Genomic DNA, 25,861 nt, shown 5'->3' with positions numbered 1-25,861 from the left:
CGGGCAGCGCCTTGCGACACTCTGGACCCACCCCTATATACGCTCCGAACTCCGATGGGGCTATGCCCCCGGTCAATTTGGGATCGGAGTGCAGAAGCCGACATGGGTCTGTGCTCCAAATTATCGCCGCTAAGAAAGGACCTGCGCTTATGGCTAAAGTCATCGGTATCGACCTTGGAACTACCAACTCCTGCGTGGCCATCATGGATGGCTCGCAACCCCGCGTGATCGAGAACGCGGAAGGGGCACGGACCACGCCCTCGATTGTGGCCTTTACGGATGACGAGCGTCTGGTCGGCCAAGCCGCCAAACGCCAGGCCGTAACCAATCCGGACAACACGATCTTCGGCGTGAAACGCCTGATCGGTCGCCGGTTCGACGACAAGGATGTCGCGAAAGACAAGAAAAACCTGCCCTTCGACGTGATCGATGGCGGCAATGGCGATGCATGGGTCAGCGCCAAGGGCGAGAAGTACAGCCCCAGCCAGATCTCCGCGTTCATCCTGCAAAAAATGAAAGAGACCGCCGAGAGCTACCTGGGCGAGGACGTCACCCAAGCCGTGATCACCGTTCCGGCCTACTTCAACGACGCCCAGCGCCAGGCGACGAAAGACGCCGGCAAGATCGCGGGCCTTGAAGTGCTGCGTATCATCAACGAGCCGACCGCCGCCGCGCTGGCCTACGGTCTGGACAAGAAAGAGACACAAACCATCGCGGTCTATGACCTTGGTGGCGGTACGTTCGACGTGACCATCCTGGAAATCGACGACGGTCTGTTTGAAGTGAAATCCACCAATGGCGACACGTTCCTGGGTGGTGAAGACTTCGACATGCGCATCGTGACCTACCTGGCCGACGAGTTCAAAAAAGAGAACGGCGTCGACCTGACCAAGGACAAGATGGCACTGCAGCGTCTGAAGGAAGCGGCGGAGAAGGCGAAGATCGAGCTGTCCTCGAGCCAGCAGACCGAAATCAACCAGCCGTTCATTTCGATGGACCCGAAAGGCGGCCAGCCGCTGCACATGGTCATGAAGCTGACCCGCGCCAAGCTGGAAAGCCTTGTGGGCGACCTGATCAAATCTTCGATCAAGCCGTGCCAGGCCGCGCTGAAAGACGCAGGTCTCAGCACCAGCGACATCGATGAGATCGTGCTTGTGGGTGGTATGACCCGTATGCCGAAGGTCATCGAAGAGGTCTCCAAGTTCTTCGGCAAAGAGCCGAACAAGGGCGTGAACCCGGACGAGGTCGTTGCCATGGGTGCCGCCATTCAGGCCGGTGTTCTTCAGGGCGACGTGAAAGACGTAGTGCTGCTGGACGTGACCCCGCTGTCGCTAGGCATCGAGACCTTGGGTGGCGTGTTCACACGTCTTATCGACCGCAACACGACGATCCCGACCAAGAAGTCGCAAATCTTCTCGACCGCGGAAGACAACCAGAACGCCGTGACCCTGCGCGTGTTCCAGGGTGAGCGCGAAATGGCCGCCGATAACAAGATCCTTGGCCAGTTCAATCTGGAAGACATCCCGCCCGCGCCCCGCGGCATGCCGCAGATCGAAGTAACTTTCGACATTGATGCCAACGGCATCGTGGAAGTCGGCGCCAAGGACAAAGGCACCGGCAAGGAGCAGAAGATCACCATCCAAGCCTCCGGCGGTCTGTCCGACGAAGATATCGAACAAATGGTCAAGGATGCAGAGGCCAACGCCGATGCAGACGCCGAGCGCCGCGAGCTGGTCGAAGCCAAGAACCAGGCCGAAAGCCTGATCCACGGCACCAAGAAGTCGCTTGAAGAGCATGGCGACAAGGTTGATGGCTCCACCGTCGAGGCAATTGAGCTGGCGCTCAAAGCTCTCGAAGAGACGATGGAAACCGAGGATGCCGGAAAGATCAAAGGTGGCATCCAAAACCTGACCGACGCTGCCATGAAGCTTGGCGAAGCGATCTACAAGTCGCAGCAGGACGAGGCCGCCTCGGCCGAGCCGTCGGACGATGCAGATGACGAGATGCGTGGCGTTGACGAAGACATCGTGGACGCTGACTTCGAAGATCTGGACGACGACAAGCGCGCGTAAAGTGCGCAGCACCTGAACCCAATCAGACCGGCCCGCAACCCGGGCCGGTCTATGCGTTTCAGGGGTTCAAGCTTGGGAAGGCTGATCCATGGCAAAACGGGACTATTACGAGACTTTGGGTGTTGCCAAAGGCGCCTCGGCAGACGAGATCAAAAAGGCCTATCGCAAGAAGGCAAAAGAACTCCACCCAGACCGCAATTCGGACAATCCGAACGCAGAAGCTCAATTCAAAGAAGCGAACGAAGCCTACGAAGTGCTGAAAGACGCCGACAAGAAGGCGGCTTACGATCGCTACGGTCACGCAGCCTTTGAGGGCGGCATGGGCGGCGGCGGACAACGGCCCGGTGGCGGCGACTTCTCGTCCGCGTTCTCGGATGTGTTCGAAGATCTGTTCGGTGATTTTATGGGTGGCGGCGGCCAGCGCGGCGGCGGAAGACGTGCGTCTCGCGGCTCCGACCTGCGCTACAACCTGCGGATATCTTTGGAAGAGGCCTACGCGGGGCTGCAGAAAACAATCACCGTGCCGACTTCAATTTCGTGCTCGAGCTGCGAGGGCAGCGGTGCCGAAGGTGGGGCAGAGCCGCAGACCTGTCCGACCTGTTCCGGCATGGGCAAAGTTCGCGCGCAGCAGGGCTTCTTTACGGTCGAGCGTACGTGCCCAACCTGTTCGGGCATCGGTCAAATCATCAAAAACCCGTGTCGCACATGTGGTGGATCGGGGCGGGAAGAAAAAGACCGCTCGCTCAGCGTTAACATCCCCGCGGGCGTTGAGACCGGCACCCGCATCCGCCTGTCAGGCGAGGGCGAGGCGGGGCTTCGCGGTGGGCCTGCGGGCGATCTTTATATCTTCATCGAGGTGACGGAACACGCGTTGTTCCAGCGCGAAGGCATTGATCTGTTTTGCAGGGTGCCCGTCTCCATGACGACCGCTGCCATCGGTGGCGATGTTGAAGTGCCGACTATTGATGGCGGCCGTTCCCGGGTGAAGGTTCCTGAAGGCAGCCAGTCGGGCCGTCAGATGCGACTGCGTGCCAAGGGAATGCCCGCGCTGCGCGGGGCAGGGACCGGCGATATGTTCATCGAGTTGGCCGTGGAAACTCCCGTTAACCTGACATCCAAACAGAAGGAGTTGCTGCGCGAGTTCGAAAAGCTCAGCGAAGAGAACAACCCGCAGCTGTCCAAGTTCTTCTCGAAGGTGAAATCCTTCTGGGAAGATATGAAAGGCTGACAAAGGCGCCCCAACTCGGGGCGCTTTTTTATCCAACCTTGCAGGCGGCCATAACGGCCATATTCAAGATGTCATTTGCAGTGGACGTGGTTGAGCAGATCTGAACGGGCTGATCCACGCCGCTCAGGATCGGACCGATAACCGTCGCGCCGCCCATCTCCTGCATCAGCTTAACCGAGATGGACGCCGAATGGCGTGCGGGCACCACCAAGACGTTCGCCGGGCCCGACAGACGGCAGAACGGGTATTGCGCCATCACATCCGGGTTCATGGCTACATCCACGTTCATCTCGCCATCATATTCAAAATCCACGCCGCGCGCGTCGAGCACCTTTGGCGCGATATGCATCTTTTCTGCACGTTCGCTGACCGGATAGCCAAAGGTCGAAAAGCTGACGAATGCGACCCGAGGCTCTAGACCAAGAGAGCGCGCAGTTGCAGCACCGCGCTCGGCGATGTTGGCAAGATCGGTCTCATCGGGCCATTCGTGAACCAGCGTATCTGCAATCAAGACAATACGGCCATTGCGCAATAGGGCCGTGACGCCAACCGCACCATCCTCGACCGAGACGTCCAAGGCATGGTTGAGCAATCCCAGAACATGCGCAGATTTCCGCGTCGCGCCAGTGATCAAGCCATCGCCATGCCCCTTGGCCAGCATCAGAGCCGAAAAAACGTGCCGGTCCCGCGCGGCGAGGCGGTGCACGTCCTGCGCGTCGTAGCCCCTGCGCTGCAGGCGCTCGTAGAGAAAGGATTTGTACTCATCGAGATGCTCGGAATTCCGGGCATTTACGATGGTCAACTCGCGAAACGCATCCTCTAACCCAGCGCCAGCCAGCTTTTCTTTCACATCGTCTTCGCGACCGACGACCAGCGATTGCCCAAAACCGGAACGCTGATAAGAGACGGCTGCGCGCAGCACGCGAATGTCGTCTCCTTCGGCGAAAATCATGCGTGCGTTGCGGGATCGCGCTCGGTTGTGCAGGCCCTGCAGCATGGAAGCCGTCGGATCGAGACGCGCTTTCAACGTCGCCACATAGCCATCGAAATCGACGATTGGCTTGCGGGACACGGCAGTGTCGATACCCGCTTTCGCAACGGCAGGCGGAATCGTATGGATCAGTCGGGGATCGAAGGGCGTCGGAATGATGTAGTCGCGGCCAAAGGTCAGTTTGCGCCCATAGGCCATCGCAACTTCGTCGGGCACGTCTTCACGCGCAAGCTTCGCCAAGGCCTCGGCGCAGGCGATTTTCATGGCGTCATTGATGGTACGGGCGCGGATATCCAAGGCACCGCGGAACAGGTAGGGGAAACACAGCACGTTGTTGATTTGATTGGGGTAATCAGAACGACCCGTCGCCACGATCGCATCCGGGCGCACATCATGCGCATCCTCTGGCGTGATTTCGGGGTCCGGGTTGGCCATAGCGAAGATCACCGGATTGTCCGCCATGGATTTCACCATGTCCTGAGTTACCGCCCCCTTGGCCGACACACCGAGGAACACATCAGCCCCACGCATCGCGTCTTCCAACGTCCGGTCCGTGGTCTTCGCCGCATGGGCCGACTTCCACTGGTTCATCCCCTCGGTACGCCCTTGGTAAATCACGCCCTTTGTGTCGCACGCGATGCAATTGTTGTGCTTTGCCCCCATCGCCTTGATCAGTTCGACGCAGGCAATCCCCGCTGCCCCAGCACCGTTCAGCACGATCTTGCAATCTTCGATTTTCTTGCCGGTCAGGTGCAACGCATTCAGCAGACCGGCGGCGCAGATCACCGCAGTTCCGTGCTGGTCGTCGTGGAAGACGGGGATATCCATCTCTTCACGCAGGCGCTGCTCGATCATGAAGCATTCCGGCGCCTTGATGTCTTCCAGATTTATGCCGCCGAAAGACGGACCCATCAGGCGCACGGCGTTCACGAACGCATCCGCATCTTCGGTATCAAGCTCTAGGTCGATCGAGTTCACATCCGCGAAGCGTTTGAAGAGGACGGATTTGCCCTCCATCACGGGCTTGGATGCCAACGCCCCCAGATTTCCGAGCCCCAGAATTGCCGACCCGTTGGAGATCACTGCCACCATGTTGCCCTTGGTGGTGTAATCATATGCGGTCTCCGGGTTGGCTGCGATTGCTTCCACCGGGACGGCGACGCCGGGCGAATAGGCAAGGCTCAGGTCGCGTTGGGTCGCCATCGGGGTTGAGGCGATGATCTCCAGCTTTCCTGGTGTCGGCTCGAGGTGGTAGCTCAGCGCCTCTTCATCGGTGACGCGGGTTTTCTTAGACATGAGGGGTCTTTCCTTGGGTGCGTCGCTATTGATAGCGAGGCTTCGCGATACGGACAACAAGGACGGGTTTTCGCTTTCGCCTCCGGCGGTGGACCAGTAGAATCGCGGCAATCCACCGGGGGGTGAAACTTTGAACGTCGCGAATGCATCCGTCACGCCGATGATGGCGCAATTTCTGGAGATCAAAGCCCAGTATCCGGACGCGTTGCTGTTCTACCGGATGGGCGACTTTTACGAGCTGTTCTTCGACGATGCCGTGGCCGCGGCAGAGGCACTGGATATCGCACTCACTAAACGCGGCAAGCATCTGGGCGAAGACATTCCCATGTGCGGCGTCCCGGTACATTCAGCCGAAAACTATCTTCTGACACTCATCCGCAAGGGGTTCCGCGTTGCGGTTGGCGAACAGCTGGAAAGCCCGACAGAGGCGAAAAAGCGCGGCTCCAAATCCGTGGTGAAGCGAGATGTTGTGCGGTTGGTGACCCCGGGCACTTTGACCGAAGACTCGCTGCTGGAGCCGCGCCGCAACAATTTTCTCGCAGCTTATGCAGATATCCGCGGCGACGGAGCCCTGGCCTGGATCGACATCTCGACCGGAGAGCTGCGGGTGTCGCCCTGTCCGCGTGTTCGGCTGTCGCCCGAGCTGTCTCGTCTCGCGCCGAGCGAAGTCCTGGTGTCCGAAAGTATATTCGATGATCTGGGCGAGTTAGTTGAAGAAAGCGGCTCCGCCATCACGCCGATGGCGAAGGGCAGTTTTGACAGCGCAAGCGGCGAAAAGCGTCTGTTTAGTCTCTTTTCCGTCAACACGCTGGATGCATTCGGCACGTTCGGGCGATCAGAGATCGCTGCGCTTGGCGCCCTGATCGAGTATCTCGATATCACTCAGAAGGGCCGGCTGCCGCTGGTACGGCCCCCGGTGCGTGAAAAGGCCAGCCGCGTTGTGCAAATAGACGCGGCGACCCGGCGAAATCTGGAGCTGACGGAAACACTGAGCGGGACGCGAAAGGGCTCCTTGCTGGCGACCATTGATCGGACGCTGACAGCTGGCGGTGCGCGGCTTCTGGGACAAAAACTTGGCAGCCCTTCGACAGAGCTTTCTGAGTTGACGCGACGCCTTGATGCCGTCGCGTGTCTTGTGGAGAAAGGCACGCTTCGCGAAGGCCTTAGGGACGCCCTGCGCAGAGTCCCGGATATGGATCGCGCGCTGTCCCGTCTCGCGTTGGATCGCGGCGGACCACGAGACCTTGTGGCGCTGCGATCGGGGATTGAACAGTGTCTAACATTGCACGAAACACTATCTTCCGACTCTACGCCCGAAGCTATTGCGAACGCCGCCACCGCGATGAGCGGGCATGACGTCACGCTTGAGCTGCTGGAAAATACGCTGGTCGCAGAACCTCCACTCTTAGCGCGGGATGGCGGGTTTGTTGCCCCGGGCTATGATGCCGAACTCGACGAGATGCGGCGACTGCGTGACGACGGTCGAAAGGTGATTGCGGAGCTTCAGGCGAAATATGCCGCGCAGACCGAAATCAATTCGCTGAAGATCAAGCACAACAACGTGTTGGGTTACTTCATCGAGACTACGGCCTCCCACGCGGAAAAGATGCTGGCCGCACCTCTTTCGGATCACTTCATCCATCGACAGACGACCGCCAATGCGATCCGATTCACGACGGTCGAGCTGTCAGAGATGGAGACCAAAATCCTGAACGCAGGCGGGCGGGCGACCGAAATCGAGCTTCGAATCTTCGCTGATATCAAAGCGCAGGTTCTCGAACGCAGCGCAGAACTATTCGCCGCCGCCGCCGCTTTGGCTGAACTGGATGTCTTTGCGGGGCTCGCCGACTTAGCGGTTTCGGACGATTGGGTGCGTCCGAAGATCGACGAGAGCCGCGCGTTCGACATCAAGGATGGACGGCACCCGGTCGTCGAAAAGGCCTTGCGAGACCAGGGGTCGTCTTTCGTCGCAAACAGCTGCGATCTGAGCGCAAAAGAGGCCGCCGCAAGCGTCTGGCTTCTCACCGGGCCGAACATGGCTGGTAAATCGACCTTCCTTCGCCAGAACGCGATAATCGCGCTTTTGGCCCAATTAGGGTCTTTTGTGCCTGCAAGCGAGGCGCATATCGGACTGATTTCGCAGCTTTTCAGTCGCGTAGGGGCATCTGATGATCTGGCCCGGGGCCGCTCGACCTTCATGGTCGAGATGGTCGAAACTGCGGCCATTCTGAACCAAGCGGATGAGCGCGCTCTGGTCATTTTGGACGAGATCGGCCGCGGGACTGCCACCTACGATGGCTTGTCGATCGCTTGGGCAACCCTTGAGCATCTGCATGCGACAAATACCTGCCGCGCCCTGTTTGCGACGCATTACCACGAGCTGACCGCGCTGGCCGGAAAACTGGACGGCGTCGAGAATGCGACCGTCGCCGTCAAGGAGTGGGACGGCGATGTGATCTTCCTGCACGAGGTGCGGCGTGGCGCGGCGGATCGGTCCTACGGCGTCCAAGTCGCAAAACTCGCAGGCCTGCCGGCGTCGGTGATTGATCGCGCTCGGCTGGTGTTGGAACAACTTGAGGCCGGGGAAAGGGAAGGGGGCACCCGTCAAAAGGCACTGATCGACGATCTGCCGCTATTCTCTGCCGCGCCCCCGCCCGCCGCACCCGCAAAAAATTCAACCGTTGAGGAGCGTTTGAAAGACATATCCCCCGACGAGTTAACGCCGAGGGATGCACTACAGTTACTCTACGAGCTAAAGGACTTAACTGGGAGTTGAGGACACCCCAACCTGAGCAGGCCGCAGCAGGCGATCATGCAGCAGGAAGCCTTCAGACATCACTTGGATGATGTCGCCGGCCTTGGTGTCGGGCATCGGAGCCTCAAACATCGCCTGATGCAGTTGAGGATCGAATTTTTCGCCGACTTCAGGCGCAATAGGCTCGATTTTATGCTTGCCGAAAACGTGGATCAGCTCGCGCAGGGTCAGCTCAACACCCTCGAAGACGGCCTTGGCTGCCTCTCGCTGCGCCTCATCGGCAGAGTCGATGGCGCGGCGCAGATTGTCGTAGACCGGCAGCATATCCTTGGCGAGTTTGGAGCCGCCGTAATTTTCGGCCTCGCGACGATCCCGCTCGCCGCGCTTGCGTGTGTTCTCAATATCAGCGAGGGCGCGCAGTAACCGGTCCTTCAAGAGATCACGCTCTTCGATCAGAGCGGCCATCTCGTCATCGGCGCCTTCCGTGATGTCCACAGTCTCTTCTGCCATCGCCTCGAGATGGTCTGTCTGGAAATCATCTTCCTTGTTCGTATCAGCCATTGGTAACCTCTACCCACCGTCCGAAATCAGTTTGCCGACCATCTGCGCGGTGTAGTTGACGATCGGAACGATGCGTCCGTAATTCAGACGCGTCGGACCGATCACGCCAACCGCGCCGATGATCTTTCGATCAGAGTTCATATAGGGAGACACCACCAAAGAGGAACCCGAAAGTGAGAAGAGTTTGTTCTCTGAGCCAATAAAAATGCGCACACCTTCGCCTTCGTCGGTCAGCTCCAGAAATTCTGCGATATCGCGCTTGCGTTCCAGGTCATCGAACAACGCACGCACGCGGTCGAGCGTCTCGACATCCTCGGTTTCGCCCAAGAGATTCGAACGCCCGCGTACGATCAAACGCTCGGACTGCGTACCTTCGTTTTCCCAAACGGCGAAACCGGCGGCCACCAGGTCTTGCGCTAGAACGTCGATCTCTTGCCGATGTGTTTTGATTTCGTGTGTGATACGCGTGCGGAGCTCTGAAATGGTCAGGCCGACGGCGATTGAGTTCAGGAAGTTGGCTGCTTCCCGCATTGACGACGGAGTCTGACCTATGGGCGGCGTGAAGACGCGGTTTTCCACCTGACCATCGGCGAAAACCAGCACGACAAGCGCGCGGTCGGCGGCAAGACTGACGAATTCGATATGCTTGATCGGCGCCTCTTGCTTGGGGGCCAAGACAAGGCTCGCGCCCTGGGTCACCCCGGACAACGCAGACCCGATCCTGTCCAACATGCCGGACACCTCGCGGTCATTACTGCCCATCGTGGATTCGAGTGTCTCACGATCTTCCGGCGTCACGTCACCGACTTCTAACAGCCCGTCCACGAACATCCGCAACCCCGCTTGGGTTGGAATGCGCCCGGCAGAGACATGGGGGCTATCCAGCAGGCCGAGATATTCAAGGTCCTGCATAACGTTGCGCACAGTCGCGGCACTGACCTTTTCGCTCAGAGTGCGGGTCAGACTGCGGGAGCCAACCGGATCACCCGTCAAAAGGTAGGATTCCACGATCTGCTGAAAGACCTCACGCGAGCGATCATTCATTTGAGACAGTAGGTTTTCCTGATCCATTTTCTCTCTGTCAGCTTTGCACGGTCACTTTGTAATGTGGCTTGCAAGACCCCGGTTCACAAGGGTAACTGACCGCGTTGCAACAGGAGACACGCCATGCGCCCCTCTGGCCGCCAGCTTGACGAAATGCGCCCCATCACGATCGAGACCGGGATTACCCGCCATGCGGAGGGGTCCTGCATGATCAAATGTGGCGACACCCATGTGCTGTGCACCGCTTCCGTTGACGAGCGCGTGCCGCCATTCCTGCGCAATTCTGGCCTTGGCTGGGTGACTGCTGAATACGGGATGCTGCCACGCGCAACGCACACACGCATGAACCGCGAAGCGAAACGGGGCCAATCGGGTCGCACACAGGAAATCCAGCGCTTGATTGGCCGCGCCTTGCGGGCCGGCGTGGATCGCGTCGCTCTGGGTGAGCGACAAATCACTGTCGACTGTGACGTGATCCAGGCGGATGGAGGCACGCGTTGTGCGTCCATCACCGGCGGGTGGGTCGCTTTGCGCCTTGCGGTCAACGCATTGATGAAGGCTGGCGATATCGTCACCGACCCCCTGACAGATCATGTGGCCGCCGTCAGTTGCGGTATCTATGCGGGTCAGCCGGTGCTCGATCTCGATTACCCGGAAGACAGCGATGCTGGAACAGACGCCAATTTCGTGATGACCGGACGCCTTGGTCTGATTGAGGTTCAAGGATCGGCAGAAGGTGCCACCTTCAGCCGTGATGAGCTGGGTCACTTGATGGATCTGGCCGAGAAGGGCGTCGCAGAGCTGGCATCTGCCCAAAAAGCTGCGGTGGACGGCTGATTCATGCGGAAATTCTCCGGCGATACCGTCCTCGTGGCGACCCACAACAAAGGCAAGCTGGAAGAGATTTCTGCCTTGTTAGAGCCTTTTGGGATCAGAACGACATCAGCCGCGGAACATAACCTGCCAGAGCCTGAAGAGACGGAGACCACCTTCGTCGGAAATGCCCGGATCAAGGCCCATGCCGCTGCGAAAGCAACGGGCTTGCCCGCCCTGTCTGATGACAGCGGTATTGAAATCGACTGCCTCGACGGCGCGCCCGGCGTCTATACGGCAGACTGGGCAGAGACTGACAGCGGTCGCGATTTCAAGATGGCGATGACCAAGACCTACGAGGAAATCCTGAAGACTAAGGCGAATGCGCCCTGGACCGCACGGTTCTGTTGTACGCTCGTTCTGGCTTGGCCCGACGGGCATGACGACGTCTTTCCGGGCACGATGGAAGGCGAGATTGTCTGGCCGATGCGTGGCAACCAAGGGCATGGCTATGACCCGATCTTCAAGCCCAACGGCTATGACATGACGTTCGGCGAGATGGATCGTTGGGAAAAGAACAAGATCAGCCACCGAGCCGACGCATTTTCCAAACTGGTGAAAGCGTTTGAGCGTTAAGAACTGGCAACGTGGCGGTTTCGGGATCTATATCCACTGGCCGTTCTGCCAAGCCAAATGCCCGTATTGCGACTTCAACAGCCATGTCACGGCGAATATAGACCAAAGCCGCTGGAAACGTGCTTACCTGTTGGAACTCGATCGAATGTCCGAGTTAACCAAGGATTGCGTCGTCAGCTCGGTATTTTTCGGCGGGGGCACGCCGTCCTTGATGGATCCGGATTTGGTCGCATCGATGATCGAGCGGATCAAACGAAATTGGCGGTGTCGGAACGAGCTCGAGATCACGCTAGAAGCTAATCCAACCTCGGTGGAGGCAGGTCGGTTCATCGGCTATCGCGATGGCGGCGTGAACCGTGTGTCCATGGGCATTCAGGCCCTGAACAATCGCGATTTGAAAGCGTTAGGCAGGCTGCACAGTGTGGATGAGGCGAAGAGCGCCTTCGAAATTGCACGATCAACCTTTCCTCGTGTGAGCTTCGACCTGATCTACGCGCGTCAGGATCAAACACTCGCGGACTGGCATTCGGAACTGTCGGACGCGATGGAAATGGCGGTCGACCACCTTTCGCTCTACCAGCTGACCATCGAGGATGGCACAGCGTTTGGCGACCGCTTCTCCCGCGGCAAGCTTGGTGGGCTTCCGTCGGATGACACGTCCGCCGATATGTATGAATTAACCCAAGAGCTAACCGAAACCGCTGGTTTCAGTGGTTACGAGGTGTCCAATCATGCCCGCGAAGGTCAGGAGTCACAACACAACCTGATTTATTGGCGCGGCGGTGATTATGCCGGGATCGGACCCGGCGCCCATGGTCGTATTGAGATCGAGGGTAAACGATGCGCGACCGAAACTCCTTTGGCGCCCGGAAAATGGCTGGAGCAGGTTGAAAACACTGGCTCTGGTGACGGCAAGGTCGAGGTCTTGTCAAACGAAGAACAGGCGCTCGAATACTTGCTCATGTCATTAAGGCTGAAAGAAGGGTGTGATCTGGTGCACCTTCGCGCGCTCGATCGTTATTTAGTTTCTGATAATAAAATCAGCAACTTAATCGATCAAAACCGTCTTATCAGGACCAAGGACACTCTTGTCGTTCCGCCGAAATCCCGAATCCTCCTGAACGCTATTCTTGCTGAGCTGGCGCGTTAACCCTGAACTGCTGCCAAGCGGCGACATATCTCGTCTAGCTGCTCGAAATTTGCGTATTTGATCGTGACACCGCCGCTCTCTTTGCCGGAGTCATGGTTAATCTGCACGGGCATCCGGAGCGTTGCTGAAAGGTCGCCCTCCAGCGCCAAGGTATCAGCATCTTTTTTCGCGGCCCCAGTCTTGGGACCCTTCGCTGTTGCATCGGGCTTGCCCTTCTTCGCCAAGCGTTCGGTGTCGCGCACAGACAAACCTTGCTTCACGACCTGTCTGGCAAGGCCGCTCGGGTCCACGGACGTGATAAGCGCACGTGCATGACCGCTGGACAGTTTGCCCTCCCGCAAGAGCATCAGCACGTCCTCGGGCAGATTGAGCAAACGCATCAGGTTCGCGATGTGACTGCGGCTTTTCCCCAAGGCTGTGGCAAGTTGTTCCTGCGTATGCCCGAACCGGTCTTGCAGCTGCCGGAAGCCAAGCGCTTCTTCAACGGGGTTGAGGTCTGCACGCTGAATGTTCTCGATAATCGCGATTTCCAGAACTTCGGTATCGTCCATCTCGCGGACGACGACCGGGACTTCATGCACTTTGGCAAGCTGGGCGGCCCGCCAACGCCGCTCACCCGCCACGATCTGGAAGCGGCCACGATCCTTGGGGTGCGGGCGCACAATCAGCGGCTGAATGATCCCTTTCTCGCGTATCGACGCGGCGAGATCGTTCAAATCATCGCTATCGAAATCGCGGCGCGGCTGATCCGGATTCGGATCGACCCTTTCGATCGGAACCCGATTTTCTGCCTCACCTCGTGCCGGTGTTTCTACGTCCTTGGGGGTTTCGATATCGGCCATAAGTGCGGACAAGCCGCGGCCCAACCCTCGCTTTTCGCGCTTCTCCGCCATTTATACTTGCCCTTCTATTTTATGACGCGATTGGATCTCGTTCGCCAAAGCTTTGTACGCAACGGCCCCTTGAGATACGGGATCATAGTTAATGACCGGAAGCCCGTAAGATGGCGCCTCGCTCAGCCTAACATTGCGCGGAATCATCGTCTTGAACACCAGGTCCCGTAGGTTTTCGCGAACATCCATTTCTACGTGATGACACAAGTTGTTGCGTTTGTCATACATAGTCAACACAACACCTTCTAATCGTAGCTTGGAATTTGCCGTCTCGCGGATTTCACGAACGGACAGCATAAGCTGCGATAATCCTTCCAGCGCAAAGAACTCAGCTTGCAGTGGTACCAAGACCGAGTCCGATGCCACCATCGCGTTCAGCGTCAGCAAATTAAGCGATGGAGGACAGTCGATGAGGATATAGTCGAGGTCCAGGTTTTCAGTATTGGAAGCGGCGAGGGCGTCCTTCATCAGAAATATGCGGCGCGCGCTTGTGACCATTTCCAGATCAGCTGAGCTTAAATCCGTTGTGGCGGGCGATATTTTCAACCCCGGCACTTCTGTCTCTCTTAAAACGTCTGACAGGGGTGTGTCCTGAAGCAAAAGGTCATACGTGGTCAGCTCGCGGTCGGATTGCTCGATCCCAAGCCCGGTGGAGGCATTGCCCTGTGGGTCCAAATCAATGAGAGCAACATTTAAGCCCTGAGCGGCCAGCGCAGCACCAAGATTGATCGTCGTCGTCGTTTTTCCGACGCCGCCTTTCTGGTTTGCAATGGAGATAATTCGTGGTCGCTTCGCGTCCATTTAGCTCTTTGGCCTCAAATTTTGGAGTTCCAGCAGCGCGGCGTCGCTATTGGTGATGCTCGGATGAATCGTGAGGTCAAAATCCCATTTTGCTTGGGCCAAGTCCACCTCTTGTTGATAGCGAGCGCCCTTTAAAAATAGCGCGCGACCGGATTCGTTTAGATGATGATGGGCAAAACCACAAAGCTGGTCGAGGCTGGCCAAGGCCCGTGCTGTTATGAGATCTGCTTGGAGCGCCGGCGTCATCTCGATCCGATCTGTTCTGACTTCTACGTTCAAACCTAACTCTCTGACAGCTGTCAAAAGAAAGGCGGATTTCCGAGCGTCGGATTCTACCAAGACAATTCGTATCTCGGGGCGGCTGTCCTTTGCCATTATGGCCAAGACCACGCCAGGAAATCCTCCTCCGGACCCCAGATCGGCGATTACATTCTCGCTCCCGACGTGCATGAAAACTTGTGCAGAATCCATGAAATGGCGGTCCCACACTTCTTGAAGCGTAGGCTTTGAGACTAAATTTATTGATCTCGACCACTTTCGAATCAACGCCTCGTACTGCTCTAGGCGTTTCAATGTTTCACGTGAAACATCGAAACACGCCCGGAAGCGCTCCAATCCGTCAGGCATCACGACGCTTTCGACAGGGTTTTCTTGATATGCGCAAGAATAAGGGTGAGTGCTGCAGGCGTGATTCCGTCAATCTTGGCCGCTTGTGCAAGGTTTTCCGGGCGTGCAAGTTCAAGCTTGCCTCGAAGTTCATTGGACAAACCGCTTAGAGCATCAAAATCCAGATCTGCGGGAATAACAGTAGACGCATCTCTGCGCAGAGCTTCGGCATCTTGCCGCTGCCGCTCAATATAGCTTGAGTAAAGAGCATCCCGCTCGACCTGAGCGATAACCTCGCAATCGAAATCAGAAGGTAGTTCAAAAAGCTCGCTCAAATCCGCTACTGAAACATTAGGAAGAGACAGAAGCTCTAGACCACTGCGCCGCTTTCCGTCCTTTTTGACCTCAATCCCAGCCTGCTCAGCTTCCTGAGGGGAAACCCGAACCGCAGACAGCACGCTTCGCATTTTCTGGAGAGCGTCAAGCTTCCGGCTGAAAACCTTAGCGCGATCTAAACCAACGCACCCAATCTTTGTGCCAAGCGCCGTAAGGCGTTGGTCGGCATTATCCGCGCGCAGGGACATTCGAAATTCCGCCCGAGACGTGAACATCCGGTAGGGCTCCTGAACCCCGCGCGTGACTAAGTCATCAATCATGACGCCGATGTAAGCATCAGAGCGGTCCAGAACGAACGGGTCAGCGTGCCGAGTGGACAGAGCAGCATTCACACCTGCCATCAATCCTTGTGCGCCGGCTTCTTCGTACCCCGTTGTGCCGTTAATCTGTCCGGCCAAGAAAAGACCGCCTACGTCGCGGAGCTCCAAGGTTTGTTTTAGTGACCGCGGATCGACGTAGTCGTACTCAATCGCATAACCAGGTTGAAGGATCTTGGCACCCTCAAGCCCGGCAATTGAGGCGACATAAGCTTCTTGTACGTCCACCGGAAGAGACGTCGAAATACCGTTGGGATATACCGCATTACTGTCTAGGCCCTCCGGCTCCAAGAACACCTGATGAGAGGTTTTCTCAGCAAACCGAACAACTTTGTCCTCAATGGATGGGCAGTATCGCGGTCCAACCCCATCAATATGACCGCCATACATCGCCGACTTTTCAAGGTTTGACCGGATCAGATCGTGCGTTTTCTCGTTCGTATGCGTGATCCCGCAGGAGATTTGCTTGGCTTGCGGCGTATTGGAGAGAAACGAGAAGAGCGTCGGAATATCATCGCCCGGTTGCATTTCGAGCTGCGCCCAATCGATCGTGCGCGTGTCCAGGCGGGGAGGGGTGCCGGTCTTCAATCGGCCCATTTTTAGACCGAACCCATCTATGCGCTCTGCCAACTTGATGACTGGCGCATCGCCGATGCGTCCGCCGGGCCTCGATACATCACCAATGTGGATGACACCACGCAAGAATGTGCCTGTCGTCAAAACAAACGCACGGGCACGAATTTCCGATCCATCGGACAGAATCACGCCCACGACGGTCGAGCCCTCCATCATGAGATCATCGACCTGCGCCTCAAGGACCGAGAGATTTTCTTGCGAATTGATCAGATTCTGAACAGCAGATTTGTAAAGATCGCGATCAGCCTGCGCCCTTGGACCCTGTACCGCAGGGCCTTTCCTCCGATTAAGGAGGCGAAATTGTATACCCGCCGCGTCCGCTGCAAGGCCCATGATACCGTCCAAGGCATCGATTTCGCGCACGAGGTGGCCTTTTCCGAGCCCACCAATTGCTGGATTACAAGACATGACGCCGATGGTATCGGCCTTCTGTGTGATCAAGCCTGTACGCGCACCTGTTCTAGCCGCAGCATGCGCAGCCTCAGTGCCGGCGTGGCCGCCGCCAATAACAACAACATCAAAATCTGAATGTTTCACGTGAAACACTCCTACTTGCCCAGACAAAAGCTCGCGAAAATCTCATCCAGCACGGATTCGACATCCACGCGGCCTATCATACTTTCAAGAGCCCGAACAGCGATCCGCAGTTCTTCCGCTGCGACTTCTGCGCGATCCATACCGTAGCTGAGTTCTGCTGCGCAATTCGTCAAGGCATCCGATGCCTTGATCAGCGCAATTCGATGCCGCTCCCGAATGGCCAGACCAGCATTGGACGCCCGCTCGGCAAGCACTTGATAGGCTTGATCCAAAAGCTCTGAGACACCCATACCAGTTAACCCAGACACACCTTGTCCACCGAGATCGGCCTTGCCACGTATGACGATATCGCCATCCGACGGTGTCATCAGATCAGGTCTACCCGTTTCGTCTGTGAGAAATACACGTAGATCGGCGTCCCGAGCGCGTGCAATCGCGCGATCAACACCAATCCGCTCAACCTCATCTTGGGTGGAACGGAGGCCAGCGGTATCCAGAATAGTCACCGGTAGCCCTTTGAGGTCCATCCGCACTTCGATCACGTCCCGGGTCGTGCCTGCAATCGATGAGGTGATGGCGGCCTCGCGCCCCGCCAATGCGTTCAGCAGCGTCGACTTACCCACGTTCGGTCGTCCAACAATGGCAATCTCAAACCCATCCCGAATGCGTTCGGCCATCCTCACGCCCGCGGCCTGCTCATTCAGACCAGCAGCAACGCGCTCGATCAGAGTGGTCACTTCGGGCGTAACATCCACGGGTACGTCTTCATCGGCGAAATCGATTGTGGCTTCCAGCAGGGCCGCGGCCCGGATCAAATCAGCTCGCCATTCATCAGCCTTGGCGCCCAAAGCCCCGTTGAAAACGCGAACTGCCTGGCGACGCTGCGCCTCAGTTTCGGCGTCAATCAGATCGGCAAGACCTTCAACCTGCGCCAAATCAAGGCACCCGTTCTCCAATGCGCGACGCGTAAACTCACCGGGTTCCGCCAGGCGGCATCCACCAATGTCTGCGAGATATGCCAACACCGCCGCCACAATTGCCGGGCTGCCATGGAGGTGAAATTCGACCACATCCTCGCCAGTGAAGCTCGCACCCGCGGCAAAAGAAAGAACAAGCGCTTGATCAAGTAGCACACCGTCCCCGTCCTTGAGGAGCGCAAGGGCAGACGTTCGTGGTTGGGGCTCTATCCGGGCAAGCTGCCGCGCCGTCTCAAACGCGCTAGGACCCGAAACGCGCACGATGGCAACGCCCGCTTTGCCTCGCGCCGTTGCCAGTGCGAAAATCGTATCCATTTTCAATTAACCTTCTGTTTTTAAACAGAAATCAGGTGTTCATGGAGTCGAAGAAATCAGAATTAGATTTGGTTTGCTTCAACTTGCCGATCAGGAACTCGATGGCATCAGTAGTCCCCATCGGGTTCAGAATACGGCGCAGAACGAAGGTTTTCTGAAGGTCGTTCTTGTCAACCAGCAGCTCTTCCTTCCGCGTGCCTGATTTAAGAATATCCATGGCCGGGAAGACGCGCTTATCGGCGACCTTGCGGTCCAGGACAATCTCGGAGTTACCGGTACCTTTGAATTCCTCGAAGATCACCTCGTCCATCCGCGACCCGGTGTCGATCAGCGCAGTCGCGATGATTGTCAGGGAGCCACCTTCTTCGATGTTCCGTGCCGCCCCGAAAAAGCGCTTGGGACGCTGCAACGCGTTTGCATCCACACCACCGGTCAGAACCTTGCCCGAGGACGGAACAACCGTGTTGAACGCGCGGCCCAGTCGCGTGATCGAGTCTAGCAAAATCACGACGTCGCGCTTGTGTTCGACCAAGCGCTTGGCCTTCTCGATCACCATCTCTGAGACACCCACGTGGCGCGTGGCAGGCTCGTCAAAGGTCGAGGACACGACCTCGCCCTTCACAGAGCGCTGCATGTCGGTCACCTCTTCCGGGCGCTCGTCGATGAGCAGCACGATCAGATAGCATTCGGGATGGTTCTCTTCGATCGACTTGGCGATGTTCTGCAGCAGCACGGTCTTACCGGTGCGCGGCGGGGCGACGATCAGGGAGCGTTGACCTTTACCGATCGGCGCCACAAGGTCGATGATCCGCGCAGAGCGGTCTTTGACCGTCGGATCCTTCAGCTCCATCGTCAGACGCTCGTCCGGGTAGAGCGGTGTCAGGTTATCAAAGGACACCTTGTGGCGCGCCTTTTCAGGTTCCTCAAAGTTGATCTGAGTGACCGAGGTAATCGCGAAATAACGCTCGTTCTCACCCGGTGCGCTCATCACACCTTCGACAGTATCACCGGTCCGCAGAGAGAATTTCCGGATCATCTCCGGCGAGACATAGATATCATCGGGGCCGGGCAGGTAGTTCGCCTCCGGCGAGCGCAGGAAGCCGAAGCCGTCCTGCAGAACTTCAAGCACGCCGTCGCCCGAAATTTCCCAGCCCTCTTCGGCACGCTCTTTGAGAATGGCGAACATGATATCGCCCTTGCGCATCGTCGATGCGTTTTCGATCTCCAGCTCCTCGGCCATCGCGACCAGTTCGGCCGGGCTATTCTTCTTGAGGTCAGCGAGATTCAGTTTGTCGTCAGACATGCAGGATCATCCAATAGATCAGGCGGCATCAGGGGCCGCAGCAGGAATGTAGAATTCGGGGGTCACAACGACCGGACGGCCGCGTGTGGTTGGGCCTAACAGTCAGACCCCCTGCGAGTCAATCGAGATCAAAGCGGCCGGGCAATCACCATCACGACGATCACGATCATCAGGACGGTCGGCACCTCGTTCATCAGCCGGTAGGTGCGACCAGGCCGGGTATTCGCGCCCGCGACAAATTCCTTGCGCCGCAGTCCAAGCCAATGATGAAACCACGTCATCGCCAGCACGGCACCAGCCTTGAGCCAAGGCCAAGCGTCGGACCAGTCAACGATCCCCGGAGTGAAGACAAGGCAAAGACCAAATACCCATGTGGCGATCATCGCCGGGTTCATGATCAAGCGCAGCAGCTTCATCTCCATCATCTGAAACAACTGGTCCGTCTCGGATCCCACAGTGACTCGCTCCGTGTGATGCACAAACAGTCTTGGCAAATAGAACAAACCAGCCATCCATGCGATCACGGAGATCACATGCAAGCTCTTCGTCCACGGATACAAAATTGCCAGAAGGTCGGTCATGCGTGTCTCACTCTCGGCCTTCCTTCTTAAATAAATAAAGAAGAAAGAAAAGATGATGTTGTTGGTAGGTACGGTGGATAACGGGGATCAAATTTCCGTCCCCAAGCGTGCGAGCATCGGTGGAAGACTTACCCCCGGATTTCTTACATGCGTGTTTATGTTATATTTTTCAGATACTTAATTAATAGGAAGAGGGTGAAGAATCTGTGCATAAATATTTGGCTGTCTTGGAGTTAACTCATCCATTCACATGGCTGAATCCCATCGCCCACACGGGATAAACCCGCTAACCTTTTATTAACTCTGTGCACGAAAACTCGATCAGCTCCATTGTAGGTGGATAAGCCAACCTAACCACAATATATGTCCCTAAGGTTTCCCTCAGAGTTATCCCCATGCCTCGTCCGATTATCTTGGCCTCAGGGTCTACCGCGCGCCAGACAATGCTGCGAAACGCCGGGGTGTCATTCACCTCGATCGTGGCTCGCATAGATGAAGATGCGATCAAGGCGTCGCTCATAGCCGAAGACGCGAGTCCCCGTGATATTGGCGACACGCTTGCCGAATTCAAGGCCCGTCGGGTTGCGGATAAAACCCCGGACGCCATCGTGATTGGGGCGGACCAAGTCCTTGAGTTCGAGCGCCAGCTTCTGTCGAAGCCGAAATCGCAGGAGGAAGCCGTTGCTCAATTGACCGCGATGTCGGGCAAGACCCACCGGCTTCTTTCGGCCGCAGTGATCTATGAGGATGCAAAGCCGGTGTGGCGCACGGTTGGGCAGGTACGCCTGACAATGCGGACGCTTGGTGCTGACTTTATTGAGGATTACGTGGCGCGAAACTGGGACGAAATCCAGCACTGCGTTGGCGGATACCAGCTGGAAGCCGAAGGCGCGCGACTTTTTGCTCGTGTGAATGGCGACTATTTCACCGTGTTAGGCCTGCCGCTATTAGAGGTGCTAGGATATCTCACCCTGTCAGGAGCCATCGACGGATGAACACCCAACGCATTCCCTTGGCGGGCGTCATCGGGCAACCCATTAACCAGAGTAAGTCACCACAACTGCATGGGCACTGGCTCAAGCGCTATGGCATCAATGGGCATTACATTCCGATGGAAGTGTCCAGCGTCGACCTTCCTCATGTGCTGAACAACCTGCCGAAAATGGGATTCCGCGGTATCAATGTGACGATCCCACACAAAGAGGCCGTGCTGGATATGGCGGACGTGATCTCGGACCGCGCTGCCTTGATCGGTGCTGCGAACACGCTGACCTTCCAAAGCGACGGAAAACTGCACGCCGATAACACCGATGGCTACGGGTTTACGGCCAATCTGAAGCAAGAAGCACCAGACTGGGCGCCAAAATCCGGCCCAGCGCTTGTGCTTGGGGCAGGGGGCGCAGCCCGGGCAATCGTCGCCGCACTGTTGCATGAGAAGGTACCAGAGATCTTTCTGTCCAATCGGACCCGCGCGCGGGCGGATGCGTTGAAGGCGCATTTCGGCGGCAAGATCACGGTTGTGGACTGGACCCAGGCCGCGTCCCATCTCGACGAGATCGGTACGCTGGTAAACACGACCGCGTTGGGCATGTCAGGCAAGGAAGAATTGAAACTCAATCTCGAACGGCTGACGCCGAAAACCCTTGTCACTGACATTGTCTATACGCCGTTGGTTACGCCTTTGCTTGCAGCGGCCCGTGTGATCGGGTGTCCGACTGTGGACGGCCTTGGCATGTTGCTTCATCAAGCGACCCCGGGGTTCGAGCGGTGGTTCGGGCAGGTCCCGAAAGTCGACGCGGAGCTGCGCCGCGCCCTTTTGACATGACGTTCAAGCTGGGTCTGACCGGCTCGATCGGGATGGGAAAATCCACGACTGCGCAGATGTTTCGCGATCTGGGTGTCCCGGTTTGGGACGCGGACGCGACCGTCGCCCGGCTATATGAGAAAGGCGGCGCGGCCATTCCTGCACTCAAGCGGCTAAACCCTGACTTCGTGACAGATGGCGCTGCGGATCGCGCAGCGATGAAAACCGCGATATCCGCTGATCCGAACATGCTTGCGAAGATTGAGACGATTGTTCACCCGCTCGTTCGGGACAGCAGGGAACAGTTCACTGCAGAGAATATCGATGCACCCCTGGTCGTCTTCGACATTCCATTGCTCTTCGAAACGAAAGCCGAGGATCAGGTTGATGCGATCCTCGTCGTGTCTGCCCCAGCTGAAATACAGCGCGCACGTGTTCTGGAGCGGGGCTCCATGAGTGAAGACATGTTCAATACGATCCTGGCCAAGCAAGTCCCAGATGCCGAAAAACGCCGCCGGGCCGACCATGTGATCGAGACATTGGAACTTGAAGCGACCCGCGCCGCCGTGACATCTTTGGTCGAGAAGCTGAGGGGCCAAAATGCGTGAGATCGTCCTAGATACTGAAACCACCGGATTTGAGCCGTCGGAAGGCGACCGCATCGTTGAGATCGGCGCAGTAGAATTGCATAACCACATGCCAACCGGGCGGACGTATCACCAATATATCAACCCGGAACGATCCATGCCGCAAGGCGCGTTCGAGGTTCACGGTCTGGGCGATGAGTTTCTTCGCGACAAGCCGAAGTTCAAGGACATCGGCCGGGCATTCCTGGACTTCGTCGGTGACGCGAAACTGGTCATCCATAATGCGGCCTTCGATATGAAGTTCCTGAATGCGGAGCTTGGCTGGGCCAACTTTCCGCTGCTGCCGAATGATCAGGCGCTCGACACGCTCGCGATCGCACGCAAACGATTTCCCGGCTCACCGGCGTCTCTGGACGCTTTGTGCCGCCGCTTCGGCGTCGACAATTCCGCGCGGGAAAAGCACGGCGCATTGCTCGACAGTGAAATTCTGGCGGAGGTGTATCTGGAGCTGATCGGTGGTCGGCAACCCGGAATGGACCTGTCGGAGAGTGGCGGCACAACGTCCATGGCATCAAATGATGTCTGGAGGCCGATGCCGCGACCCGAGCCGCTTGCTCCAAAGATCACGGAAGAAGAACGCGCGGCCCATCAGGCCTTCGTGGACAAGATGGGCGACGCTGCTTTGTGGAAGTCGGCGACCTAGGCGTCGGCGGTCGGTGTCTTGCCCTCGGCCTGCGCGCGGCGGGCCAGCTCGTTGCGGTAGAGCGCCAGGAAATCAATCGTCTCGAGGTTGAGCGGCGGAAAGCCACCGTCGCGGGTCACGTCAGAGACGATACGGCGCAGGAACGGGAACAGCATGCGCGGGCATTCGATCATCAGGAACGGGTGCAACTGCTCGTCCGGAACATTTTCGACTAGGAAAACGCCGGTATACTCAAGCTCCATCAGGAAGATCGGCTTGCCGTCAGATTTGGTCTTCGCGTTGACCTCTAGCTTTGTGGTCACATCATACTGGTTCTCGTTCGTGCGCTTGCGCGCGTCCAGGTTCACCTGAACCTGAATATCCGGCGTCTGATCGCCTTCACCGAGGCCCTTTTGCGCGGCGATATTCTCGAACGACATGTCCTTGATAAACTGAGCGAGGACTTGCATCCGGGGTTGCGCGGGGGTGGCGGCTGCCGCGCCGTTCTCTTCGGCCATATCAGGCTACTCCTTGAAAAGTGTCTATGCGTTTGCGCCTGAGTATCAGGTGAGAATTATTTTTCAACTAATGACGGGTCCAGCCCGAAGGTGGCTGATGCGTCGGCCGCGGGGTGCTGTCGTCGACCTCTGAATACTCGCCGTCGATGACCGTGTCGCGCGGGCGCGCCGGTTCGCGGCGATAGTCGGTTTGCACAAAGCTCTTCACCTTCACACGCTTGCGGATCCAGTGAAACAAGGCCAGGCGTACGGGCGGGATCAGCAGCGCGAAGCCAACACCGTCAGTAAAGAACCCAGGCGTCAGCAATAGCAGACCGGAGGCCAGAATCATCGCGCCATGGGCGAGCGATTCGGTCGGGTCGCGAAACTCGTTCAGGTTCGACTTGATCTGATTGATCGCCGAAAGCCCCTGCGCCCGCACAAGGACTGTTCCGAGAAATGCGGTCACAATCACAATTGCCAGAGTTGGCCAAAGGCCGATTGCTCCGCCCACTTGAATGAACAGCGCGATCTCGATGATCGGGATCGAGACGAAGAGCAGAAAGAGCCACATGGCAAATGCCTGTTTGTTGAACTTAGGGTCAGGTGGACTTGTGCCCCCCTACAACCTACATAGGGAACGAACACGAAATTTGCCAATCCATCGGCATCGACAGGCTCTTATAGGCGTATAAATGATCGAACTTCTCGTCCTGGCGGGCATCGCCGTCTTTCTCATTCTGAAGCTCAAGTCTGTGCTTGGGACCCGTGAGGGATTCGAGAAGCCCCCCCTTCCTGTTCCCGCGCAAACCAGCCCGGCCGAAAAGGCCCGCGAAAAGTTCGAAGTGATAGAAGGTGGCGCAGATCTGGACATCACGGACCACGTGGATGCAGACAGCGACGCAGCCAAGGCGCTGGCCGAGATGAAGCGCGTCGATCCCGATTTCAACGTGACCGAATTTCTTGGCGGTGCCCGCGGCGCCTACGAGATGATCCTGATGGCGTTCGAGCTGGGCGAGCTGGACGAGGTCGAACCGTTCCTGTCGGGCGATGTTCTGGAGGCGTTTGAATCGGTGATCGAGCAGCGCGAGAAAGAGGGCCTTCTTGTTCAGGCCAATTTCGTGGGCGTGCGCGAGATGACGCTGCTCGACGCGGAATTCGACAAGGACACGAAGGAAGGCGAGCTGAAAGTCCGCTTTGTTGGTGAGCTGACATCCGTCGTGCGCGACGCGGCCGGTGACGTGGTCGAAGGCGATCCGAATGCAATCAAACGCCAGAAAGATATCTGGACCTTCGCGCGCATCATGGGCTCCGACGATCCCAACTGGCAGCTGGTCGCCACCGGGGAATGAGGCATGTCCGGTGGGCAGCGGCATTTGCGCTGGGGGTTGTGATGGCAACGCCCGAGGCCAAGGCCGCCCCCACCTACGAAATCTTGAAATTCGACGATCTCGACGGTTGGGAAACCGACGATCATCAAGCCGCGCTTACCGTCTTTCAGGACACGTGCCCCGACATCAAAGACCCGGAATGGGCCACGCTTTGCGCCCTGGCGACGAGTCAGCCCAGCGCGAAAGCGTATTTCGAGCTGTTTTTTCGCCCGGTGCTGATCAACGGCGATGAACAGGCACTGTTTACCGGGTATTTCGAGCCGGAGTTGCGCGGCTCTCGCCAGCGTGGCGGGCCGTACCAGTACCCGTTGCACCGCAAACCACCCGAGGTCACGAATGGACAGCGCTGGCTATCTCGCCGTGAGATCGAGCAAACCCGCGCGCTTGAAGGTCGCGGGCTCGAGCTGGTCTGGCTCGACAACCCGGTCGACAAGTTCTTTCTGCAGGTCCAGGGCTCCGGTCGCGTAAAGCTCGCCGAAGGTGGAGCAATGCGGGTCGGATACGGGGGCAAGAACGGCCACGAATACAGCTCCATCGGGCAAGAACTGATCCGGCGGGGTGTCTATGAGCCGCATCAGGTCTCTGCGCAGGTGATCCGGCGCTGGGTGCAACGCAACCCGATCGAAGGGGCAGAGCTACTGCGTCACAATGCGTCTTATGTTTTTTTCCGCGAAGTATCCGAAGTGCCATCCCACAAGGGACCGCTGGGGGCGATGAACCGCTCGATCACCACGATGCGCTCGATTGCTGTTGATCCCGCGTTCACTACGCTTGGTGCGCCCGTTTGGATCGAGAAGGGCGGCGCGACGCCGCTCAACCGCTTGATGATTGCGCAGGACACCGGGTCGGCGATCAAGGGCGCGCAGCGGGCAGATATCTTCTACGGCACGGGTGATCAGGCCGGTCGCCAGGCGGGCCGTATCAAGGATCGCGGACGGCTTGTGGTGCTGATGCCGATCCAGACCGCCTACACCCTTGTTTCCGGCGGCTGA

Annotated in this window: 24 protein-coding genes; 12 read left to right on the top strand and 12 right to left on the bottom strand. The window is 57.7% G+C overall.

Annotation, left to right across the window (positions count from 1 at the left end; genetic code table 11):
• Window positions 1-149: 149 nt before the first annotated feature.
• Together dnaK and dnaJ are read left to right on the top strand one after the other, a co-directional pair.
• Window positions 150-2,072, top strand: a complete 1,923-nt coding sequence (dnaK, locus tag C8N43_RS12715) for a molecular chaperone DnaK (RefSeq protein ID WP_107845955.1) — start codon at window positions 150-152, stop codon at window positions 2,070-2,072.
• 88 nt (window positions 2,073-2,160) lie between these two features.
• A complete protein-coding gene (gene dnaJ / locus C8N43_RS12710; RefSeq protein WP_107845954.1) occupies window positions 2,161-3,300 on the top strand; it encodes a molecular chaperone DnaJ in 1,140 nt (379 codons plus the stop codon).
• Between the two features lie 28 nt (window positions 3,301-3,328).
• Here the strand turns inward: dnaJ and C8N43_RS12705 are convergent, their stop codons facing one another.
• Window positions 3,329-5,587 (bottom strand): NADP-dependent malic enzyme, encoded by a 2,259-nt coding sequence (locus C8N43_RS12705; RefSeq protein ID WP_107845953.1) that lies wholly within the window; start codon window positions 5,585-5,587, stop codon window positions 3,329-3,331.
• A gap of 160 nt (window positions 5,588-5,747) precedes the next feature.
• Between C8N43_RS12705 and mutS the strand changes: the two genes are divergently transcribed.
• Window positions 5,748-8,363 carry a DNA mismatch repair protein MutS gene (gene mutS / locus C8N43_RS12700; protein ID WP_107846356.1) on the top strand — a complete coding sequence of 872 codons (2,616 nt, stop codon included), beginning with the start codon at window positions 5,748-5,750 and terminating at the stop codon, window positions 8,361-8,363.
• Here mutS and C8N43_RS12695 read toward each other — a convergent pair.
• Window positions 8,349-8,903, bottom strand: a complete 555-nt coding sequence (locus C8N43_RS12695) for a nucleotide exchange factor GrpE (protein ID WP_107845952.1) — start codon at window positions 8,901-8,903, stop codon at window positions 8,349-8,351. The genes mutS and C8N43_RS12695 overlap by 15 nt on opposite strands.
• A 9-nt stretch (window positions 8,904-8,912) precedes the next feature.
• Window positions 8,913-9,974 (bottom strand): heat-inducible transcriptional repressor HrcA, encoded by a 1,062-nt coding sequence (hrcA, locus tag C8N43_RS12690; protein ID WP_107845951.1) that lies wholly within the window; start codon window positions 9,972-9,974, stop codon window positions 8,913-8,915.
• 96 nt (window positions 9,975-10,070) lie between these two features.
• Here hrcA and rph point away from each other — a divergent pair, with 96 nt between their 5' ends.
• The 3 genes from rph to hemW are packed head-to-tail and all read left to right on the top strand — an operon-like array spanning window position 10,071 to window position 12,546.
• Window positions 10,071-10,784, top strand: a complete 714-nt coding sequence (gene rph, locus C8N43_RS12685) for a ribonuclease PH (protein ID WP_107845950.1) — start codon at window positions 10,071-10,073, stop codon at window positions 10,782-10,784.
• 3 nt (window positions 10,785-10,787) lie between these two features.
• Complete coding sequence (gene rdgB, locus C8N43_RS12680; protein WP_107845949.1) at window positions 10,788-11,396, top strand: RdgB/HAM1 family non-canonical purine NTP pyrophosphatase; 609 nt, start codon at window positions 10,788-10,790, stop codon at window positions 11,394-11,396.
• Window positions 11,386-12,546 carry a radical SAM family heme chaperone HemW gene (hemW, locus tag C8N43_RS12675; RefSeq protein ID WP_107845948.1) on the top strand — a complete coding sequence of 387 codons (1,161 nt, stop codon included), beginning with the start codon at window positions 11,386-11,388 and terminating at the stop codon, window positions 12,544-12,546. Before rdgB ends, hemW begins: the two co-directional genes overlap by 11 nt.
• Here hemW and C8N43_RS12670 read toward each other — a convergent pair.
• The 7 genes from C8N43_RS12670 to hemJ form a co-directional block, all read right to left on the bottom strand.
• Window positions 12,543-13,439: a ParB/RepB/Spo0J family partition protein gene (locus tag C8N43_RS12670; RefSeq protein ID WP_107845947.1), complete on the bottom strand. Its 897-nt coding sequence runs from the start codon at window positions 13,437-13,439 to the stop codon at window positions 12,543-12,545. The genes hemW and C8N43_RS12670 overlap by 4 nt on opposite strands.
• Window positions 13,440-14,240 carry a ParA family protein gene (locus C8N43_RS12665; protein WP_107845946.1) on the bottom strand — a complete coding sequence of 267 codons (801 nt, stop codon included), beginning with the start codon at window positions 14,238-14,240 and terminating at the stop codon, window positions 13,440-13,442.
• On the bottom strand, window positions 14,241-14,867 hold the full coding sequence (rsmG, locus tag C8N43_RS12660) for a 16S rRNA (guanine(527)-N(7))-methyltransferase RsmG (protein ID WP_107845945.1): 627 nt from the start codon (window positions 14,865-14,867) through the stop codon (window positions 14,241-14,243).
• On the bottom strand, window positions 14,867-16,741 hold the full coding sequence (gene mnmG, locus C8N43_RS12655) for a tRNA uridine-5-carboxymethylaminomethyl(34) synthesis enzyme MnmG (RefSeq protein WP_107845944.1): 1,875 nt from the start codon (window positions 16,739-16,741) through the stop codon (window positions 14,867-14,869). The genes rsmG and mnmG overlap by 1 nt, the downstream gene beginning before the upstream one ends.
• Window positions 16,742-16,743: 2 nt before the next feature.
• A complete protein-coding gene (mnmE, locus tag C8N43_RS12650; protein WP_107845943.1) occupies window positions 16,744-18,024 on the bottom strand; it encodes a tRNA uridine-5-carboxymethylaminomethyl(34) synthesis GTPase MnmE in 1,281 nt (426 codons plus the stop codon).
• Window positions 18,025-18,055: 31 nt separating this feature from the next.
• Window positions 18,056-19,327 (bottom strand): transcription termination factor Rho, encoded by a 1,272-nt coding sequence (rho, locus tag C8N43_RS12645; RefSeq protein ID WP_107845942.1) that lies wholly within the window; start codon window positions 19,325-19,327, stop codon window positions 18,056-18,058.
• Window positions 19,328-19,455: 128 nt separating this feature from the next.
• The gene (gene hemJ, locus C8N43_RS12640; RefSeq protein WP_107845941.1) at window positions 19,456-19,908 is read right to left on the bottom strand and encodes a protoporphyrinogen oxidase HemJ; all 453 of its coding nucleotides are present in this window, start codon (window positions 19,906-19,908) and stop codon (window positions 19,456-19,458) included.
• 395 nt (window positions 19,909-20,303) lie between these two features.
• Here hemJ and C8N43_RS12635 point away from each other — a divergent pair, with 395 nt between their 5' ends.
• From C8N43_RS12635 to dnaQ, 4 genes are read left to right on the top strand one after another with little or no spacing between them, the layout of a single operon-like run.
• On the top strand, window positions 20,304-20,903 hold the full coding sequence (locus C8N43_RS12635; protein WP_107845940.1) for a Maf family protein: 600 nt from the start codon (window positions 20,304-20,306) through the stop codon (window positions 20,901-20,903).
• A complete protein-coding gene (locus C8N43_RS12630) occupies window positions 20,900-21,733 on the top strand; it encodes a shikimate dehydrogenase (protein WP_107845939.1) in 834 nt (277 codons plus the stop codon). Before C8N43_RS12635 ends, C8N43_RS12630 begins: the two co-directional genes overlap by 4 nt.
• Entirely contained in the window at window positions 21,730-22,320 is a 591-nt protein-coding gene (gene coaE, locus C8N43_RS12625; protein WP_107845938.1) for a dephospho-CoA kinase, read from the top strand. The genes C8N43_RS12630 and coaE overlap by 4 nt, the downstream gene beginning before the upstream one ends.
• On the top strand, window positions 22,313-23,002 hold the full coding sequence (dnaQ, locus tag C8N43_RS12620) for a DNA polymerase III subunit epsilon (protein ID WP_107845937.1): 690 nt from the start codon (window positions 22,313-22,315) through the stop codon (window positions 23,000-23,002). Before coaE ends, dnaQ begins: the two co-directional genes overlap by 8 nt.
• On the opposite strand, the gene secB is transcribed toward dnaQ, so the two are convergent.
• Together secB and C8N43_RS12610 are read right to left on the bottom strand one after the other, a co-directional pair.
• Entirely contained in the window at window positions 22,999-23,499 is a 501-nt protein-coding gene (secB, locus tag C8N43_RS12615; protein ID WP_107845936.1) for a protein-export chaperone SecB, read from the bottom strand. The genes dnaQ and secB overlap by 4 nt on opposite strands.
• A 67-nt stretch (window positions 23,500-23,566) precedes the next feature.
• Window positions 23,567-24,052: an FxsA family protein gene (locus tag C8N43_RS12610; RefSeq protein WP_107845935.1), complete on the bottom strand. Its 486-nt coding sequence runs from the start codon at window positions 24,050-24,052 to the stop codon at window positions 23,567-23,569.
• 121 nt (window positions 24,053-24,173) lie between these two features.
• Here C8N43_RS12610 and C8N43_RS12605 point away from each other — a divergent pair, with 121 nt between their 5' ends.
• Window positions 24,174-24,830, top strand: coding sequence for a Tim44/TimA family putative adaptor protein (locus C8N43_RS12605; RefSeq protein ID WP_107845934.1), 657 nt, complete (start codon window positions 24,174-24,176; stop codon window positions 24,828-24,830).
• 41 nt (window positions 24,831-24,871) lie between these two features.
• Window positions 24,872-25,861 carry a murein transglycosylase A gene (gene mltA / locus C8N43_RS12600; RefSeq protein ID WP_245912990.1) on the top strand — a complete coding sequence of 330 codons (990 nt, stop codon included), beginning with the start codon at window positions 24,872-24,874 and terminating at the stop codon, window positions 25,859-25,861.

Source organism: Litoreibacter ponti (assembly GCF_003054285.1).
GTDB classification, from domain to species: domain Bacteria; phylum Pseudomonadota; class Alphaproteobacteria; order Rhodobacterales; family Rhodobacteraceae; genus Litoreibacter; species Litoreibacter ponti.
This window is presented reverse-complemented; position numbering and strand designations above follow the sequence as displayed.